Consider the following 15,757-nt stretch of genomic DNA (forward strand, 5'->3'; position numbering starts at 1 on the left):
CGGGTACTTTTCCGGCGCTGGCAAAGGATTCCCCACCGCTGCCGGCCTGGAGGATGCATGCGTCACAAGCCGAGGTTCACCCGTCGAGCGGTATTCACGGCGGCGTTCGCGGGGATGGTCTTGAGCGCGTGCGGGGCGGTGTCGCGACGGGTGCCGGCGGCGGCGCCACCGCCGTCCTCTTCGCAGCCGCCACCGTCGCCCCCGCCACCACCGCCCCCGCCGCCGAACGCGCTGGCCACGAGCCTGCTCGTCGGCTACTGCGGCGCGCCGCACGCGAAAGCCCTCGGCGAGATGACCGGTGATCTCGGCGCGGCCGGGCGCAAGCTGGTCGGGCAGGCGGGGGCGTACCGGCAGGCGGTGACGCCCGTCGTCGAGCTCATCGCGACGGCCGCCCACCGCACGCCCGGCCCCGACGGCATGTACCGCACCCGCGCGTCCGACGCCACGATCGCCGGCTACCTCGCCGAGGCGCGGGCGCTCAACGGCGTGCTGCTGCTCAACATCCAGCCCGGCCGCGCGGATTTCCTGCCCGAGGTGCGGGCGTACGAGCGGTGGCTGGCCGAGCCGGACGTCGGCGTCGCGCTCGATCCGGAGTGGGCCGTCGAGCCAGGGGTGGTGCCGGGCGAGAAGTTCGGGCGGACGACGGGTGCGGCGCTCGACGGCGTCGCGGCCTACCTCGCCCGGCTCGCCCAGGACCGTCGGCTGCCCGACAAGATCATGGCCTACCACCAGGTCGCGGCTTCGATCGTCCGCGGCGAGGCCGCGTTGGGGCCGCACCCGGGCGTGTCGATCGTCAAGGTCGTCGACGGCATCGGCAGCGCGGCCGCGAAGAACGCGACCTGGCGCACGCTCATGGCGGCCAAACCGGCGCACGTGCTGGCCGGCTTCAAGCTGTTCTACGAGGAGGACACGCGTCACGGCGCAGCGCTGATGACCCCGTCCGAGGTACTCGCGCTCACGCCGAAACCCGCGTACGTCGTGTATGAGTAAGCGCCCCCGATCCGGGTGACACCCACGCGTGTGGTCATCCGCTCGGCGCCGGGAGGAACGGGCACTCTTGCTGCGGACCCTCCACGACGGGAGCAGCTCGTATGCAGGCCTGGTGGCCCCTCGCGACGGTCGCCGCGGTGTTCACGGCGCTCGCCCTGGTGCACCTCCGCCGGTCGGCCCGGCCGCGTGGCACCAGGCAGCCGGCCGAGGCGCCTTCGACCCGGCGGCTGCTGTCGCCTGAACCGCCTGTTGTCGTCGCGGCGCGCGGCCAGGCCCGCCACCGCCTGGAGGCGGCCGCGCGCTCCCGCGGTGAGGTCGACCCTCTGGCGCGCTACCCCGTGGCGCGGCAACGCCCGGTGCCCAACGCCGTCGCCCGGCACCTCGGCGGCCCGGACTCGACGCTGACGCAACCGTTCGCGCTCCCGCAGCCCCGCAACCGCGGCGCAGACTCGCGGAACTGGTCCGCCGCCGCACCTTCGCGCCCGACCCCGCCGACCCGTCGCCGTACCCGCCCCGGCAAGATCATCACCGACCCGGCCTGGCCGGGGCCCCCGGTTTCCCGGTCCCGCCCGGCGGTTCCCGATCCGTCCGGACGAGACCGGGAACCGCGCGCCTGGCCCACCCGCCGCGACCGCGACCGCCCCGACGATTGACGACGGGTTTCCGGCCACGGAGATCTGACTTCGGAACGATGATCGCGGCGACCCCGGCTGCGGAGCGGGGCTGTATGCCACTTCGGCGATCCACAGTGGTCCGGGTGTCGCGGAGGTCGGACCGGCGACGGCGGTTGACGGCGGCCAGGGTTGTCGTGATCTGGACGCCGAGATCACGACCGTAGGAATCGGCATCGCTCGGTGTTCGGCGGGCGTCGTGACAGAGGTCGGCCGAGATCAGGCCCGTCGCGACCCGCGGCCTCGGAGATCGCGGTCACCCGGACGATTGACGGGCGCCACCGCCGGGTACGTAAGGGACAGCCCGCCGCTGTGGTCCCTCCCCCCACCTCTGCGGCGGCGGGCGCGGGCCGGGCCCCGACTGTGGGGCCCGGCCCTGCCACAGTCTTATGTGGACGAAAGCGCCGGCTCGCCGGGACAGCTGCCCGCGGCAGTCCGTCCGGTGCTGAAGAACTCCACCGCCTTCGACCCGCACGCCACGAGGTCGAGCGAGCCGTGCGCGCCGTTGTCGACGGTCAGGAGCGAACCACCGAGGTGGCGGCGCATGTCCTGCGCCCAAGACGCCGGGGTGGTGGTTTCCGTGCGGTGGGCCACCAGCTGCAGCGGGCTCGTCCCGCGAACCAAGTGCCACGGCTGCTTCGGCAACGGCCACCCGGCGCACCAGTGCTGGTAGCCGGCCATGCCGTGGAACAGCGGCGACGAAGCCTGCCGCTGCTGCTCCTCGCGCCACATGGCGGGTTCGCTCGGATCGGCGCCCTGGTCGTTGCACAGCACGGAAACCTGCATGAGCAAGCCGGCGAAGTGGCTGTCCTCGAGGCCGAACCCGGTGAACTCCGGCTCGTTCCCGACGAGCGGTGGGTTCTTGCCGTCGCGAAGGGCGATGAGGGTGTCGGCCATGGCGAGCCAGTGGGATTGCTGGTAAGTCAGCACGGTGCGGAGATTGCCGCCGCTGAACGTGAGCGGTTTGCCGTCGGCGGTGACCTGGCGCGGGTGGGCGTCGAGGTCGGCGGCGAGGGCGGTGACGTCGGCGCGGATCTTCGCGGCGTCGGTGCCGAGGCGGTACTGGCCGTCGCGCGCGGCGAGCCAGGCGGTGAAGCGGGAGAAGTTGGCTTCTGCGGCGTCGACCTGGCCCTTGTTCATCGTGCGGAGGCTGAAGTCGGGCGGCATCACAGAGTCGAGCAGCATGCGATCGACGTGCTGGTCGTAGCGGCTGCGGTACACGGCGCCGAGCGCGGTGCCCCAGGACACCCCGTAGAAGCTGATCTTCTGCTCGCCCAGCGCGATCCGGATCTGGTCGAGGTCGCGGGCGACGACGTCGGTCGACAGGCTCGCGATGAACTCCGGGTCGTACGCCATGCAGCGGGCGTTCTGCTTGGCTGTCTGCTCGTAGCCCTGCCGGTACCGCTCGGCGGGCAGTGCGCTCGGGTCTGGATTCGGGCCGTCCTCCGTTGCGACGTCGCACTCCTTGCCGCCGCTGAACCCGACACCGCGCGGGTCGAAGCCCACGATGTCGTGGTCCACGCCCATGCCCGCCACGGTCGTGTGGCTCAGGGTGAGCGGCATGTCGAGCCCGGAGTTGCCCGGCCCGCCGGGGTTCACGACGATCACCCCCTGGCGCTTCTCCGGCGACGTCGCCTTCAGCCGGCTGACCATCAGGTCGAGGCGGCGGCCGTCGGGGTGGGCGTAGTCGAGCGGAACGGAGACCTTCGCGCACTCGGTGCGGGCGTCGGTCTGGTCCCACTCCTTGATCAGGGTGCGGCACGGGGTCCAGGCGAGTGCCGCGTGCGCGGGCGTGGCCGCGACGACCGCAGGCAGTGCGATGGCGACCGCCAGCAAGGGGACGAGCTTTTTCATGATGATCATGATCGCGGCGCACGAGGTGGGCTGCCTCGGGCGATCGGGTCACAAACCCGGCCGATCGGCTGATGTGTCCTCCGGAGGTAGCTCTGGCGCGACGGTTGTCGGCGGTTGATCGTCTGCGGCATTTCCGGTTACGGCACCGGCGGCCGTACCGTGACAAGACGGCCGATGACCTGTTGGTGCAGTGGGAAACCGGCGTGCTCGCGCTCACCGGCACAGTGCGAGCGCGAACGGACCGGTCACGGGGAGGCGTTCGACGCGCTCACCGAGTGGGTCGGGTTTCCGCTGTGCTGCAAGGTTTGCGGCGGCACGCAGCTTTCCTCGCCGTGCAGAACGACCGCGAGTGGCGGCGGCTGTGCGCCGACGCGACTGACGCGTTTTGTCGGAGGTGGGTGCGATGCTTCCGGCATGGTCCCCGTACTGCTCTTGATCGACGTCCAGAACAACATGCTCCTCCCGCCCGAACCGGTGCCTTCCGCGGCCACTGTCGCCCCGGCGATCGCCGCGGTGCTTTCCCGTGCGCGTGCCGCCGGCGCGCCGGTGGTGCACGCGCGCAACAACGGCACCGGCGACGATCCCGACGTGCCCGGAACGCCGGGCTGGACCCTGGTCCACGACGTCCGTCCGGGCGAACACGTGGTGGACAAGACCACGCCCGACTCCTTCGCCGACACTCCTCTGTCGACCCTCGTGCCCGCCGGCGCGCCCCTCGTCGTCGCCGGCATGCAGAGCGACTTCTGCGTGCGCGAGACGACCCTGGAAGCCCTCCGGCGCGGCCACCCGGTCGCCTTGGTCACCGACGCCCACGCGACCTACGACGGCGCAGTTCCCGCCGCCGAGGCCTCCGCGGCGGTCGCCGCCGAACTGGCCACCGCGGGCGCCTCGCTGGCCTCGAGCGAGGTGGTCCACTTCGGCTGATGGAGATCACAGCCGCCGCGCGGCCTGCTCGGGAGTAAGGTAAGTCATCGGGTGATGACATCAACTGATGACTGAGGTGTGCCGCGATGTCCGAGATGCGTGGAACACCCTGGCGGCTTGAAGGATGCGAGCTGCCGGGGCGGGCCGGTGCGGTGGTGGTGCGCGGGTTCGTGCCTGGCGGGCACTGGTCGTCTGGACGATCCGGGTGCCACTGCGGCGATTTACCGACGGGTGAGTCGGCCGGGCAAGCGTTCGGCGCGTGCGCAGCGAGTCTGGCGTGGGGTCTGGCGTGAGCGGGCCGCAAGACCGTTCTGTGCGCGCGGCGGGTGAGGCGCCGGAGTGCCCTGTGCCCGCGACCGGCGACGCACCGCAGTGCTCCGCGAGTGGCGCGGGCGAGGCTGACTCGCAGGTGCGCGGTCCCGGGTCGGGGTCGGAGTTGGGCGGGCCTTTCCTCGGTGCCGACGGCGGGCAGCACACGCGTACCGCGGCCGAGGCGCCGAAGCCTGCCGGGGCTGAGCGGCAGCCACGCGATGCGGGTGCGGAGCTCGGGTTGGACAAGCCTGTCCCCGGTACCGGCCCTGGGCGGCCTGCACGTGCCACGAGCGGGCTGGCGGAGAGCGGCAGGGCTGAGGGGCAGGTGCGCGGTTTGGGGTTGGGCAAGTCTGCGCCAGGTGGGCGGCTTGCGGGTGTCGAGGGGGAGGTCGACGAAGGTGGCGAGCCTGCGCCAGGTGGGCGGTCTGCGGGTGTCGAGGGGGAGGTCGACGAAGGCGGCGCGGCTGAGCGGCACCCACGTGGTTCGGGTGCGGCGCCGGGATGGGACGGGCCCGTTCGCGACGCGCCGGCCGCGAGGTCCGCGCGCGCCACAAGGGAAGTAGCCGAGGGCCGCGCGGCTGAGCGAACCGTGCGGGGGTTGGTGCCCACGTTGGTGTTCCTCGGGCTCGTCGTGGCGGTGATCAGCAGCCTGGGGGCGCCGCTGATTCCGGCGGTGGCTTTGGTGCACCGGGTGTCGCTGGGGGATGCGCAGTGGTCGTTGACGGTGACGTTGGTGGTCGGGGCGATGGTCACGCCGGTGATGGGGCGGCTCGGCGACGGGCCGGCGCGGCGGGGCGTGATGCTGGCCGGGCTGGGGCTGGTGGTGCTGGGGTGTGTGCTGGCGGCGTTGCCGTTCGGGTTCGTGGCGTTGCTGGTGGGGCGGGGGTTGCAGGGCGCGGGGCTGGGGCTGACGCCGCTGACGATCGTGGCGGCCCGGGAGGCGTTGGTGCCCGCCAAGGCGCGGCCGACGATGGCGATCTTGTCGATCACGACGGTCGCCGGGGTCGGGCTCGGGTATCCGGTGACCGGGCTGATCACGGAGCTGGGTGGGCTGCAGGCCGCTTACTGGTTCGGGGCCGTCGTGGCGGCGGTTGCGCTGGTGGCGGCGATCAAGGTGGTGCCCCACGCGGTGAACGCCGAGGCGAAGCGGCTCGACGTGCCGGGGGCGGTGCTGCTGGGGGTGGGGCTCGGGGCGTTGCTGCTGTGGGTCAGCAAGGGTGAGGAGTGGGGCTGGGGTTCGGGAGCGTCGATCGGTTCGGTGATCATCGCGGTGGGCGCGCTGGTGGCGTGGGTGTGGCACGAGGGACGCAGCCCGCACCCGCTCGTGGAGCTGCGGTTGTTGCGGCTGCCGGGGGTGCTCGCGGCCGACGTCGCGGCGCTGTTGTCCGGCACGGGGATGTATCTGCTGACGACGTTGATGGTGCAGTTCGTCCAGACGCCGCCGGCCGACGGCGGGCTCGGCGGGTCGGTGGTGGTGGCCGGGCTTGTGTTGCTGCCGTTCTCGATCGGGAGCCTGCTCGCCAGCCGCATCGCGCCGCCGGTGATCCGGCGGGGGCGGGGGCGCGTGCTGATCCCCGGGGCTTCGCTGGTCGGTCTGGTGAGCGTCGGCGCGTTCGGCTTCGTGCGGCACGACTACGTGGTGCTCACCGTCGTCATGGCGGCAACGGGGCTCGCCGTCGGCACGGTTTTCGCCGTGCTGCCCGGCATGATCACGCGCGGGACGCCCCCGCACGAGACCGGCACCGCGATGAGCTTCAACCAGGTGCTGCGTTACGTCGGCTACTCCACCGGCAGCGCGCTCAGCGCCGCGATCCTCGTCGGGCACACACCGGACGGCCGGCACTTCCCGAACGCCCTCGGCTACACGGTCGCCGCCTTCGCCGGGGTGGCGGTGTGGGGCCTGGCCGCCGTGTTCGGCATGCTGCTGCCCGGAAAAACGACCGAAGGAGCGCGCGGATGACGGACCGACCCACGCCGCGCCGTCGGGATGCCCGGCGGACGCGGGCCGCGTTGCTGGAGGCCGCGGCGGAGTTGTTCGCGGAGCGCGGGTATGCGCAGGCGACGATTCGAGACATCGGCGAGCGGGCGGGCGTCGATCCGGCGATGATCGCGCGGTATTTCGGGGGGAAGGCGCAGCTGTACGTCGCCGTGTTGCAGGAGGAGACGGGAGACGAGGAGCTCCCGGATCTGGGGGACGCCGAGCGGTTGCGCGGGCTGGTCGGGCGGGCGGTCAGGCAGGGGCCGGGGCCGCTGTACCAGGTTGCGCTCCAGCCGCACGACGACGTGAAAGCCAACGAGTTTTCGCGGGAAGAGCTGCATCGCCGGATCGTGACGCCGCTTGCGCGCCGGCTGACCTCGGAGGGGGTCGAGCAGGCGCAGGCGCGTGCGGAGCTGCTGACGGCGGCGTTCGTCGGGGTGCTGATCGGGCGGACGTCGGGTGCGTTGCCGGAGCTCGCGGCGCTCGACGAGGAGAGCCTCACGGCCTTGGTGACCCGGCTCGTGTCCTCTATGGAGTGAACCGGGCACGGAAAATGCCTCCAAGCACCGGAACCTGTTTCGGGGGTCGGCCGTCCTGGGTAGTGAGGAGGCGGCGTGGGAGCCGCCCACGAAGGGGAGTGCAACATGCGGGGTAAGACGATCGTCCCGGGTATCGCGGTGCTGTTCGCGTTGACGGCCTGTTCGAGCACCACACCGCCGCCGGCCAGTGCGCCGCAGCCGACCCACAACGCGGCGGTGAACGCGGACAAGCCGGCGGTCCAGCAAGAGACCCAGCAAGACAAGGACGTCCGGCAGTCCTTCCACGCCGAGCTCACCATTCAGGACCAGGGCCTCGGCCTGCTCGCCCTCGAGAACACCGGCAAGGAACCCGTGACGATCCAGGGCTGGCCGACGCTGCAGTTCCTCGCCGCCGACAACTCACCGCTGGAGGTGCCGACGCGCAACGTCGACATCCCCGGCGCGGGCCCGTCCATCACGCTGCGCCCGGGCACCAACGCGTTCGCCGGCGTCAAGTGGGAGACGGGCGACAAGGGCAGCACCGACACGTTCGTCGCGACCACCCTCAAGCTCACCCCGCCCCACGGCACGAGCGCGACGGTCGTCGACGTGATCGGCACGGACGGCAAGAAGGTCGGCTACCCCGAGCTCGACGTCACCTCGGTCAAGGTCGGCACCCTGCAGCCCAGCACCCAGGGTGTCCTCGTCTTCTGACCACGTCTCACCGGACGCGCAGGTCATCCAAAGCGGACAGGTCCCACAACATCCCGTGACCTGGCCGGTCCAGAGGGGCCACGCGTCCGTTGTGGACGGTCAACGTCTCCTGCAGCACGTCGTCGATCAGCGGGAAGTGCTCCACGTACGGGCAGTTCGGCACGGCCGCCGCCAAGTGGACGTGCAGCTCCGGCAGGAAGTGCGGGCTCAACGTCGCACCGAACGCCTCCGCGATGGCCGAGACCCGCAGCCATTCGGTGACGCCACCCGTTCAGCGGCACGTCCGGCTGCAGCACCGAAGCGGCCCGCGCGTGCAGGTACACGGCGAACTCGAAACGCCCGTGCAGGTGCTCGCCGACCGCGACGGGCATCGGCACGGCGGCCGCGAGCGTCGCGTGCCCGGTGACGTACCGCGAAGAGCTGCTCTGAGCGCTCAGTCCTGGTAGTCCAGCAGCCCGCGGTGGTGCTCCAGCAACGACTTCAGGCTGTCGACGAGCTGCTTGCGCTCGGTGGTGTCGAGGCCTTCGAGCATCCGCTCGTTGACCTCCACCGCGCGCTCGGTCGCCTCCGCGTAGAGGGCCCGGCCGGCGCTCGTCAGCCGTACGACGCGGCGGCGGGCGTCTCCGGGGTCCTTCACCTGGCTGACCAGCCGGCGGGCGACGAGCCGGCGGATCACGTCCGCGGCCGTCGAACGGTCGAGGCGGGCGCGGGAGCGCAGCGTCGTCTGGTTCAGTGGGCCCTCGTGGGCCAGCGCGTGCAGCACGGCGAACTGCGGCGAGGTGAGGCCGCCGGGGAACACGTCGGACCAGATGGCGACGTGCAGCTGCTGCGTGGTGCGCAGCAGGTGCCCGATCATCCCGTAGAGGTCGAACTCGACCGGATCGGACTTCGCCATCGCCGAACACCCCCGCCCGCGGACTGATCGTCCGGATACGGACGAACTTCGGGGTGAAGGATACAAGCCGCCTGCTCAGCCGGGGTCGGGGCGCACTGGCAGGATCCGTGCCATGAGCACTTTCCCCGCGCTCGACGGCGTGCACCACCACAAGTACCCGGTCACCGACCTCGCCCGGAGCCTGGCGTGGTGGGAGCGCGTGTTCGGCGCGTGGCGGCAGCCCGAATGGGACCACCGCACGCCCGACGGGGTGCTGTTCGCGTACCTGCTTCGGGTGCCGGGGCTGGCCGACCCGGTGGAGCTGCGGCTGGCGCCCGGCTCGGCGGCCGCACTGGCGGGGTTCGACCCGCTGACGCTGGCCGTCGCGGACGAGGCCGCGGTACGGGCATGGGCGCGGCACTTCGACGCGCTGGAAGTGGCGAACTCCGGAGTGCTGCGGGGAATCACCGGCTGGCTCGTCGCGACCGCCGACCCCGACGGCGTGCCGATCCGGCTCTACAGCAGGGCGTCGCACGAGTGGGACCCCGAAGGCGCCGACCTGGGCAGCTCCTGGACGGCGCCGCTGCCGCGGGACGTCCCGGCCCGGTGATGTGCCCCATCGTCCCCTCGCGACGGTGACCTGCGTCGCAAGTCTGATTCGCGTTTCACGGGCCCGGTGAGGCTGGGTCCGTCAAGCGCGAGAGGCGAAGCGGATGAGCCCTTACGAGACGGCGGCGTCGGAGTCGCTGAGCCCGGCCGAGGTCGCCGGGCTGGCGAGGCGGCTCACCGGTCCCGTCGTGTTGCCCGGCGACGCGGGGTTCGAAGCCGAGTGTGCGACCTTCAACCTGGCCACACCGGTGCGGCCCGCCGTGGCCATCGGGGCGACCACGGTGGCCGACGTGCGGGAGGCGGTGCGGTTCGCGGTCGACCGGGCCCTGCCGATCGCCGTGCTCAGCACCGGGCACCAGGTCGTGAACCGGGCGCGCGGTGCCGTGCTGATCACACTGTCGCGATTGGACGCCGTCGAGGTCGACCCGGTGGCCGGGATCGCGCGGGTGCAGGGCGGCGCGCGCTGGAGCCAGGTCACCGAACGGGCCGGCGAAAGCGGGCTCGCGGGCATGAGCGCCGCGTCACCCACGGTGGGGGTCGTCGGCTACCACCTCGGCGGCGGGCACAGCCCGATTCTCGGGCGGACGCACGGATACGCCGCCGACCACGTGCGCGCGTTGCGGCTCGTCACGGCCGACGGTCCGTTGCGTGAGGTGACCGCTGACGCCGAGCCCGAGCTGTTCTGGGGCCTGCGGGGTGGCAAGGGGAACTTCGGCGTGGTCAAGTCGATGGAGTTCGCTCTGTTTCCCGTGAAGTCCTTCTACGGCGGCGGCTTGTTCTTCGCGGGCGAGCACGCCTCGACGGTCCTGCACGCCTGGCGGGAGTGGGTGACGGAGCTGTCGCGGGAGATGTCGTCGTCGATCGCCTTCCGGCACCGCTCGCGGCCGGCGGAGTTCGTGGTCCACGTGCGGTTCTCGTCGCTCGGTTCGCCCGCCGAGGCGGAAGCCGCGCTCGCGCCTTTGCGGGCGCTCGCCCGGACCGTGCGTGACACCGTCGCCGAGACCGCGTACCGCGACGGCCACCGCCTGCACCTGGACCCGTCGGTGCCGGCGGGTTGGCTGGAGCGCTCGGCCGTGCTGCGGTCGTTCCCGGCCGAGGCGGCCGACGCGCTGCTCGCCGTGGCGGGCCCGGATTCCGGGACCGAACCGGGTTTCGTGGAGCTGCGGGCGCTGGGCGGCGCGCTGGCCGACGAGCCGGCCGTGCCGAACGCCGTCGCCGGCCGCGGTGCGCCGTGGGCCCTCGTCGCGTCCGGTGGGCAGGAGCCCGGGACTCGGCTGGACGCCCTCGTGGAGACGCTCGCGCCGTGGTCGCAGGACGAGCGCAACGCCAACCTGCTGACCGCCGGGGACGGCACGACTCCAGCCGAGGTGCGCGCCGCGTACGGTTCCGCGCGCTACGAGCGGCTCGCACAGCTCAAGCGGCGTCACGACCCGCAGAACCTGTTCCGCGTCAACCACAACATCGCGCCGGCGGCCGGCCCGCCCGCGCCCTGGACAGCACGGCCCTGGACAGCACGATGGCCCCGGATCGAGTGATCCGGGGCCATCGTGGTGGTGGGCGATACTGGGATCGAACCAGTGACCTCTTCGGTGTGAACGAAGCGCTCTCCCCCTGAGCTAATCGCCCTCCAGGTGAGTCCACATCGGACTACGTGCGCGATACTGGGATTGAACCAGTGACCTCTTCCGTGTCAGGGAAGCGCTCTCCCGCTGAGCTAATCGCGCGCTGTCGGGAAACCAGCTTAGCGAACCCCTTCCGGGCCCTGTCACGGGGGCCACCCTCCCGCCGCGCCGTGGTCCAAGCGACCCCGCGAGGGGTCCCGCCGGGGTTCGCGTGGCGACACCGACCGGGGCCCGAACGGACTGGCCGGCGGGGGCGAAAACCGGCGGCCCGCAAGGCGAGTTGACAAACCCCGGAGCTGGGCGGACGATAACGGAAATGTGCTCTGACGGCGAGGTGAAATAGCGCCGTTCGGTTCCGGTTCAGGTGTCCGGTACTGATTTCGGAGTAGGCGGCTGTGAGGTGGCGGATGCGGCACGGCGAAGCACCTTCGACTACCACCGCCGCTCACCCTGAGTACAACGCGCTCGGCACTTCCGGCTGGAGCGCGCTGCTCGCCCAGTCGCTCCTCGCGTTCACCGTCGAGTCCGACGATCCGCAGCACTTCCGGGGCTACCTGCGCAACCGCAAGATCGCCGACGTCGACTTCATCGAGATGGCCACCGGCCGCCACGTCGCGCACCGCAGCGCCGACACGATCGCCCGCGACTGCCGCCCCGACTACGTGCTGTGCCTGCAGGTCGCGGGCGTGGGCGAGTTCCACCAGGGCAGCCGCACGGCCGTGCTGCAGCCCGGTGACCTCACGGTCTTCGACGGCACGCGCCCGGCGACGGTGGTCAGCAGCGCCGGCTACCGCAACGTCTGCATCAAGTTCCCGCAGCGCCTGCTGCGGCTTCCGCGCTCGCACGTCGACCAGCTCACCGCGGCCCGCATCAGCGCGCGCGACGGGCTGGCCCCCGCGACCGGAGCGCTGCTGATGACGCTCGGTCACGTCATGGAGGACATCTCCGGCCGCACGCGTTACCTCGCCGCCCGCAACGCGCTCGACCTCGTCTCGACGATGTTCGAAAGCATTCTGGACGTGGCCGGGGGTGACGGGAAAATCGAGGGGAACGTCATTCCCGGACAAATCCGGGAATACATCGACGAACACCTCGGTAACCCGGAATTGTCACCCGCGGCCATCGCCTCCGCGCAATTCATCTCGCTGCGGAAACTGCAGGGCATCTTCCAGCAGAACGGCACCACGGCTTCGGCCTGGATCCGCACGCGCCGCCTCGAGCGGGGCCAGCGCGACCTCGTCTCGTCGGGCGAGATGTCGGTGGCGGCCATCAGCCGGCGCTGGGGGTTCAAGACGCCTTCGCACTTCGGCCGCGCGTTCAAGGACGAGTACGGCGTGACGCCGGCCGAGTTCCGCCGCGAGGCCTCGGCCGGCTGACGGCCGTCACGCGCAGGCGGCCCGCAGGATCCGCTCCACCGCGCCGGCGTCCACCGGCCGCGGGTTCGGGATGGGCAGCAGTTCGCACACGGCCGTGACGGCCTCGTCGAGCCGGTCGAGCGGGAACCCGACCGCACGCAGGTCCGCCACCGCCCCCACCTGCCGGTACAGAGCCTGGAGCCCGGCGACGGCGTCGTCGGCACCGAGCGCGCCCGCGATGGCCCGTCCGGCGCCGCGGCGAGGTTGAACGCGAGCACGTGGGGGCACGGCGGCGTGGGTTTCGGCGTGGGGCAGGTCGAAGGCGCCGCCGAGGGCGTGGCAGATCTTGTGGTGCAGCCCGGACCCGGCCACGGCGACGCCGAGCCGGCCAGGTAGGAGCCGTAGAGCAGCTGCTCACGCTGCGCGGCTCCGGACGCGCGGAGCCCGGCCGCGAGCACGCGGATGCCTTCCGCGGCCACGACCGAAGTGACCGGATTGGCACCGGGTGCCCAGAACGCCTCGACGCAGTGCGCCACCGCGTTGAGCGCCGAGGACACCGCGACCGGCCGCGGCAGCGTGGCCGTGAGGTCCGGGTCGTAGACGACGGCGCGGGGCAGCACACGGTCGTCGCGCCCGGTCTGTTTGCGGGCCGCGCTCGTCGTGCCCCAGACCGGCGTCACCTCCGAGCGCGCATACGTCGTCGGCACGCAGACCAGCGGAAGGCCGGTGGTGAGGGCGACGGCTTAGCCCGTGCCGGTGGTCGAGCCGCCGCCGACGGTGACCAGCCCGTCGACCGAATGCAGCGCGGCAGCCCGGCGGACGGCCTCGGCCACGTCGACCGGCACGTGCGGCCGGACGTCGTCGAACCGCACGACCATGCGGTCGGCGACTTCGCGCGTCACCTCGTCGGCGGACGGCGCGTCGGCGATCACCATGAGCCGGATCAGGCCGAGCTCCGCGACCTCGGCCGCGAGGTTCCGCGCGGCCGCGCCGCTCGCGAACCGCACCCGGACGGGCAACGCGCGGTAGACGAACTCCACCGGGCTCACGCGCCCGGAATCCCGGCCAGCAGCGCGGCCGCCGAGGTGCTGGCCTCGGTGGTGATCACGTGCTCGTCACCGGGGTCGATGCGCAGATCGACCGATGCCCCCAGCCGCGTCAGCGCTTCGGCGGTCCAGTGGACCCGCTGCGCGGCGACCCACGGATCGTGCTCGATGCTGCGCACCAGCGCGGGGACCCCGGCGAGTGGGTTCCCCGGCGTGGCGTCGACCTCGGCCGTTCCCAGATAGCCGCCGGTGAACAGGACCAGGCCGCCCACCCGCGGGTGCTCGTGTACGGCGAATTGCGCGAGCAGGCAGGCGCCCTGCGAGAACCCCCACAGCACGATCCGCCGCCGGTCGAAGCCGTCGGCGCCGATGGCGGCGAGCGTGGCCCGCACGGCCGCGAGCGCTTGGGTCAGGTCGGGTTCGTTGTCCTGCAGCGCAGCGGTGAACGGCAGCGGGTACCAGGTGTCGCCGGCCGCGTGGGGCGCGTAGTAGCGCACGCCCGGCGCGTCGATGTCCTTCGCCACGCCGCGCATGAAGTCCGGCGTCTGCCCGCGGCCGTGCACGGCGAGCACGGCCACGCGCGCCTGGTCGAGGGGCTCGCCCCACTGCTGCACGGGCCTGGTCAAGTGCTTGTTGTCCGACAAACCTTCGTTCCTCTCGCCCCGAAGTGCACCCCTGAAAACCACGACGGCCCTCCGGCGGGGTGTCCCGCCGGAGGGCCGTCGCGTCAGACCTCGATGTGCTCGAGCTTGCCGAAGATCTCCGCGCGGCGGGACTCGAACTGCTCGGGCAGCTGGAACGCGGTGCCCAGTTCCTGCGGCGACTCGTCGCAGGTCCAGCCGCCTTCGGCGTGGGTCACGGCGAGCTCGAACAGCGCGCCGCCGGGGGTGCGGACGTAAACCGACTTGAAGTACTTGCGGTCCTTGAGCTCGCTGATGTCGGTGTAGCCGGCGCCCTCGACCTGGAACTTCACCTCGTCCTGGTTGGCCAGCGTGCCGAGGTTCCACGCGAAGTGGTGGATCGTGCCGGCGCCGTAGCGCCAGGTGCCTTGCTCGTCGGTGTTGTTGACGATCAGCTCGACGTTGTTGCCGATCTTCTCGCCGCCGATGCGCAGCGCCACGCGGTCGCCTTCTTCGGTGAGCGCGCTGTCGCCGAAGAACGTCTCCTGGCTGAACTCGACCATCCGGTCCGGTGTCGCCACGTGCACGCCGACGCCGTGGATGCCGTGGATCGCGTGCTCGGGCGGCACGCCGTTGCCCGGGTGGCCCACGCGCGGGTCGCCGTCGTTGCCGACCAGAACGTACTCGATGCCGCACGGGTGGCGGAAGAGCAGGCGGCGGTCGCCGAACACCTCGGCGTCGTGCACCTCGACCTTGTGCTCGGTAAGCCGCTGGTGCCAGTAGGACAGCGACGTCGAGGGCACCGACAGCTGGACCTCCCGCGCCTGGTTCGTGCCGCGCTTCCCGAACAGCCCGGCCTGGGCCCACGGGAACGAGGTCACCACGGATGACGGATCGCCGGCCGCGTTGGAGTAGTAGAGGTGGTAGATCGGGGTCGAGCCGTCGAACAGCACGGTCCGCTTGATGAACCGCATCCCGAGCGTTTTCACGTGGAAGTCGACGTCTTCCTGCGCGGTGCCGACGGACAGCGTGACGTGGTGGCTGCCTTCGATGTGGGCCATGGGATTCCTTTCCGGAGGGTGGGTGCCAAGTGTGTCCGGCGGGCTCAGCTGTGGACCGCTGGTTCGCCGGGGCGGGGCCGCGCCGCATGGCCGAGCGCCGAGGTCAACGCGGTGGCGACGGTTTCGGCCGCCACCTGAGTGTCGTCCGAAGCGCGCCAGGCGACCACTCCGTCGGGGCGGACCAGGACCAGCCCGGCGGGGCCGATGCCATACGCGGCGCAGAATCCGCCCGTGGTATCGGTGAAACTGTCGGCGCGGCCGACCCGGTGGACGTCGAGCGCGATCCCGGTCGTCGCGGCAGCGGCGGTCGCCGCGGCGGCCCAGCCGTCGGCGCCGGCCGGTGCGAAAGCCACGAACCGGCGGCCGAACAGGTCATGGGTCGAGATCGGTGCGCCGTCGCGCGTGAGCACGTGGTGCGGGGCGCGGCTGCCGGGTGAACCCGCCAGTTCACGGGGGTTTCCGTGCACCTGGCCGGGGACGTACCGGTAACGCAGGTCGATGTCGGCGTCACCGACTAGCTGTAGTGACCATGGACGTTGTTGACGTGTGAGCGGCGCGTCGGGTTGATCATGACGAAGACCTCGGTGTGTGGTGGTGGTGTCTGACGCC

General features: G+C 71.9%; 14 protein-coding genes, 2 tRNA genes and 3 pseudogenes. 9 read left to right on the forward strand and 10 right to left on the reverse strand.

All coding sequences use genetic code 11. The features are described from left to right. Nucleotides 1-57 precede the first annotated feature (57 nt). The gene (locus AB0M56_RS34880; RefSeq protein ID WP_364184220.1) at nt 58-990 is read left to right on the forward strand and encodes a hypothetical protein; all 933 of its coding nucleotides are present in this window, start codon (nt 58-60) and stop codon (nt 988-990) included. Between the two features lie 101 nt (nt 991-1,091). Beyond that, nucleotides 1,092-1,643 carry a hypothetical protein gene (locus tag AB0M56_RS34885; protein ID WP_364184223.1) on the forward strand — a complete coding sequence of 184 codons (552 nt, stop codon included), beginning with the start codon at nt 1,092-1,094 and terminating at the stop codon, nt 1,641-1,643. A 405-nt stretch (nt 1,644-2,048) separates the two neighbouring features. On the opposite strand, the gene AB0M56_RS34890 is transcribed toward AB0M56_RS34885, so the two are convergent. Next, nucleotides 2,049-3,515 carry an alpha/beta fold hydrolase gene (locus AB0M56_RS34890; RefSeq protein WP_364184226.1) on the reverse strand — a complete coding sequence of 489 codons (1,467 nt, stop codon included), beginning with the start codon at nt 3,513-3,515 and terminating at the stop codon, nt 2,049-2,051. Nucleotides 3,516-3,929: 414 nt separating this feature from the next. Between AB0M56_RS34890 and AB0M56_RS34895 the strand changes: the two genes are divergently transcribed. From AB0M56_RS34895 to AB0M56_RS34910, 4 genes are all read left to right on the forward strand, one after another. After that, nucleotides 3,930-4,439, forward strand: coding sequence for an isochorismatase family protein (locus AB0M56_RS34895; RefSeq protein ID WP_364184230.1), 510 nt, complete (start codon nt 3,930-3,932; stop codon nt 4,437-4,439). A 913-nt stretch (nt 4,440-5,352) separates the two neighbouring features. Further along, nucleotides 5,353-6,711, forward strand: a complete 1,359-nt coding sequence (locus AB0M56_RS34900) for an MFS transporter (protein WP_364184282.1) — start codon at nt 5,353-5,355, stop codon at nt 6,709-6,711. Continuing rightward, a complete protein-coding gene (locus AB0M56_RS34905; protein ID WP_364184233.1) occupies nt 6,708-7,268 on the forward strand; it encodes a TetR family transcriptional regulator in 561 nt (186 codons plus the stop codon). The genes AB0M56_RS34900 and AB0M56_RS34905 overlap by 4 nt, the downstream gene beginning before the upstream one ends. Before the next feature lie 105 nt (nt 7,269-7,373). Beyond that, the gene (locus tag AB0M56_RS34910) at nt 7,374-7,961 is read left to right on the forward strand and encodes a DUF4232 domain-containing protein (protein WP_364184236.1); all 588 of its coding nucleotides are present in this window, start codon (nt 7,374-7,376) and stop codon (nt 7,959-7,961) included. A 7-nt stretch (nt 7,962-7,968) separates the two neighbouring features. Here AB0M56_RS34910 and AB0M56_RS34915 read toward each other — a convergent pair. From AB0M56_RS34915 to AB0M56_RS34925, 3 genes and pseudogenes are all read right to left on the reverse strand, one after another. Next, a pseudogene (locus tag AB0M56_RS34915) lies at nt 7,969-8,220 on the reverse strand (enolase C-terminal domain-like protein); the annotation flags it as partial. 25 nt (nt 8,221-8,245) lie between these two features. Next, nucleotides 8,246-8,398: pseudogene (locus AB0M56_RS34920) on the reverse strand (enolase C-terminal domain-like protein); the annotation flags it as partial. Next, nucleotides 8,395-8,856, reverse strand: coding sequence for a MarR family transcriptional regulator (locus tag AB0M56_RS34925; RefSeq protein ID WP_364184238.1), 462 nt, complete (start codon nt 8,854-8,856; stop codon nt 8,395-8,397). The pseudogene AB0M56_RS34920 and the gene AB0M56_RS34925, both read right to left, overlap by 4 nt. 112 nt (nt 8,857-8,968) lie before the next feature. Here AB0M56_RS34925 and AB0M56_RS34930 point away from each other — a divergent pair, with 112 nt between their 5' ends. Together AB0M56_RS34930 and AB0M56_RS34935 are read left to right on the forward strand one after the other, a co-directional pair. Then, on the forward strand, nt 8,969-9,445 hold the full coding sequence (locus AB0M56_RS34930; protein ID WP_364184241.1) for a VOC family protein: 477 nt from the start codon (nt 8,969-8,971) through the stop codon (nt 9,443-9,445). 103 nt (nt 9,446-9,548) lie between these two features. Continuing rightward, nucleotides 9,549-10,979 (forward strand): FAD-binding oxidoreductase, encoded by a 1,431-nt coding sequence (locus AB0M56_RS34935; protein ID WP_364184244.1) that lies wholly within the window; start codon nt 9,549-9,551, stop codon nt 10,977-10,979. A 16-nt stretch (nt 10,980-10,995) separates the two neighbouring features. Here AB0M56_RS34935 and AB0M56_RS34940 read toward each other — a convergent pair. Together AB0M56_RS34940 and AB0M56_RS34945 are read right to left on the reverse strand one after the other, a co-directional pair. After that, nucleotides 10,996-11,070, reverse strand: a tRNA-Val gene (locus AB0M56_RS34940). Nucleotides 11,071-11,096: 26 nt separating this feature from the next. Next, nucleotides 11,097-11,168, reverse strand: a tRNA-Val gene (locus AB0M56_RS34945). Between the two features lie 305 nt (nt 11,169-11,473). On the opposite strand from AB0M56_RS34945, the gene AB0M56_RS34950 reads away from it, so the two are divergent. Then, entirely contained in the window at nt 11,474-12,442 is a 969-nt protein-coding gene (locus tag AB0M56_RS34950) for a helix-turn-helix domain-containing protein (protein WP_364184246.1), read from the forward strand. 6 nt (nt 12,443-12,448) lie between these two features. Here AB0M56_RS34950 and AB0M56_RS34955 read toward each other — a convergent pair. The 4 genes and pseudogenes from AB0M56_RS34955 to AB0M56_RS34970 form a co-directional block, all read right to left on the reverse strand. Next, nucleotides 12,449-13,470, reverse strand: a pseudogene (locus tag AB0M56_RS34955) (iron-containing alcohol dehydrogenase). Then, nucleotides 13,467-14,093, reverse strand: coding sequence for a dienelactone hydrolase family protein (locus tag AB0M56_RS34960; RefSeq protein WP_364184248.1), 627 nt, complete (start codon nt 14,091-14,093; stop codon nt 13,467-13,469). Before AB0M56_RS34960 ends, AB0M56_RS34955 begins: the two are co-directional and overlap by 4 nt. A gap of 101 nt (nt 14,094-14,194) precedes the next feature. After that, nucleotides 14,195-15,148, reverse strand: coding sequence for a VOC family protein (locus tag AB0M56_RS34965; RefSeq protein WP_364184250.1), 954 nt, complete (start codon nt 15,146-15,148; stop codon nt 14,195-14,197). A 44-nt stretch (nt 15,149-15,192) separates the two neighbouring features. After that, complete coding sequence (locus tag AB0M56_RS34970) at nt 15,193-15,615, reverse strand: hypothetical protein (RefSeq protein ID WP_364184253.1); 423 nt, start codon at nt 15,613-15,615, stop codon at nt 15,193-15,195. Between the last annotated feature and the right edge of the window lie 142 nt (nt 15,616-15,757).

Origin of the sequence: Amycolatopsis sp. NPDC051372 (assembly GCF_040682095.1) — a bacterium.
Taxonomy (GTDB): Bacteria; Actinomycetota; Actinomycetes; order Mycobacteriales; family Pseudonocardiaceae; genus Amycolatopsis.

What these genes read in the sequence shown, in the direction of transcription:
- AB0M56_RS34950 (WP_364184246.1), top strand. Translation starts at nt 11,474, where the DNA reads ATGCGGCACGGCGAAGCACCTTCGACTACCACCGCCGCTCACCCTGAG.
- AB0M56_RS34890 (WP_364184226.1), bottom strand. Translation starts at nt 3,515, where the DNA reads ATGAAAAAGCTCGTCCCCTTGCTGGCGGTCGCCATCGCACTGCCTGCG.
- AB0M56_RS34925 (WP_364184238.1), bottom strand. Translation starts at nt 8,856, where the DNA reads ATGGCGAAGTCCGATCCGGTCGAGTTCGACCTCTACGGGATGATCGGG.
- AB0M56_RS34935 (WP_364184244.1), top strand. Translation starts at nt 9,549, where the DNA reads ATGAGCCCTTACGAGACGGCGGCGTCGGAGTCGCTGAGCCCGGCCGAG.
- AB0M56_RS34910 (WP_364184236.1), top strand. Translation starts at nt 7,374, where the DNA reads ATGCGGGGTAAGACGATCGTCCCGGGTATCGCGGTGCTGTTCGCGTTG.
- AB0M56_RS34880 (WP_364184220.1), top strand. Translation starts at nt 58, where the DNA reads ATGCGTCACAAGCCGAGGTTCACCCGTCGAGCGGTATTCACGGCGGCG.
- AB0M56_RS34965 (WP_364184250.1), bottom strand. Translation starts at nt 15,148, where the DNA reads ATGGCCCACATCGAAGGCAGCCACCACGTCACGCTGTCCGTCGGCACC.
- AB0M56_RS34905 (WP_364184233.1), top strand. Translation starts at nt 6,708, where the DNA reads ATGACGGACCGACCCACGCCGCGCCGTCGGGATGCCCGGCGGACGCGG.
- AB0M56_RS34895 (WP_364184230.1), top strand. Translation starts at nt 3,930, where the DNA reads ATGGTCCCCGTACTGCTCTTGATCGACGTCCAGAACAACATGCTCCTC.
- AB0M56_RS34885 (WP_364184223.1), top strand. Translation starts at nt 1,092, where the DNA reads ATGCAGGCCTGGTGGCCCCTCGCGACGGTCGCCGCGGTGTTCACGGCG.
- AB0M56_RS34930 (WP_364184241.1), top strand. Translation starts at nt 8,969, where the DNA reads ATGAGCACTTTCCCCGCGCTCGACGGCGTGCACCACCACAAGTACCCG.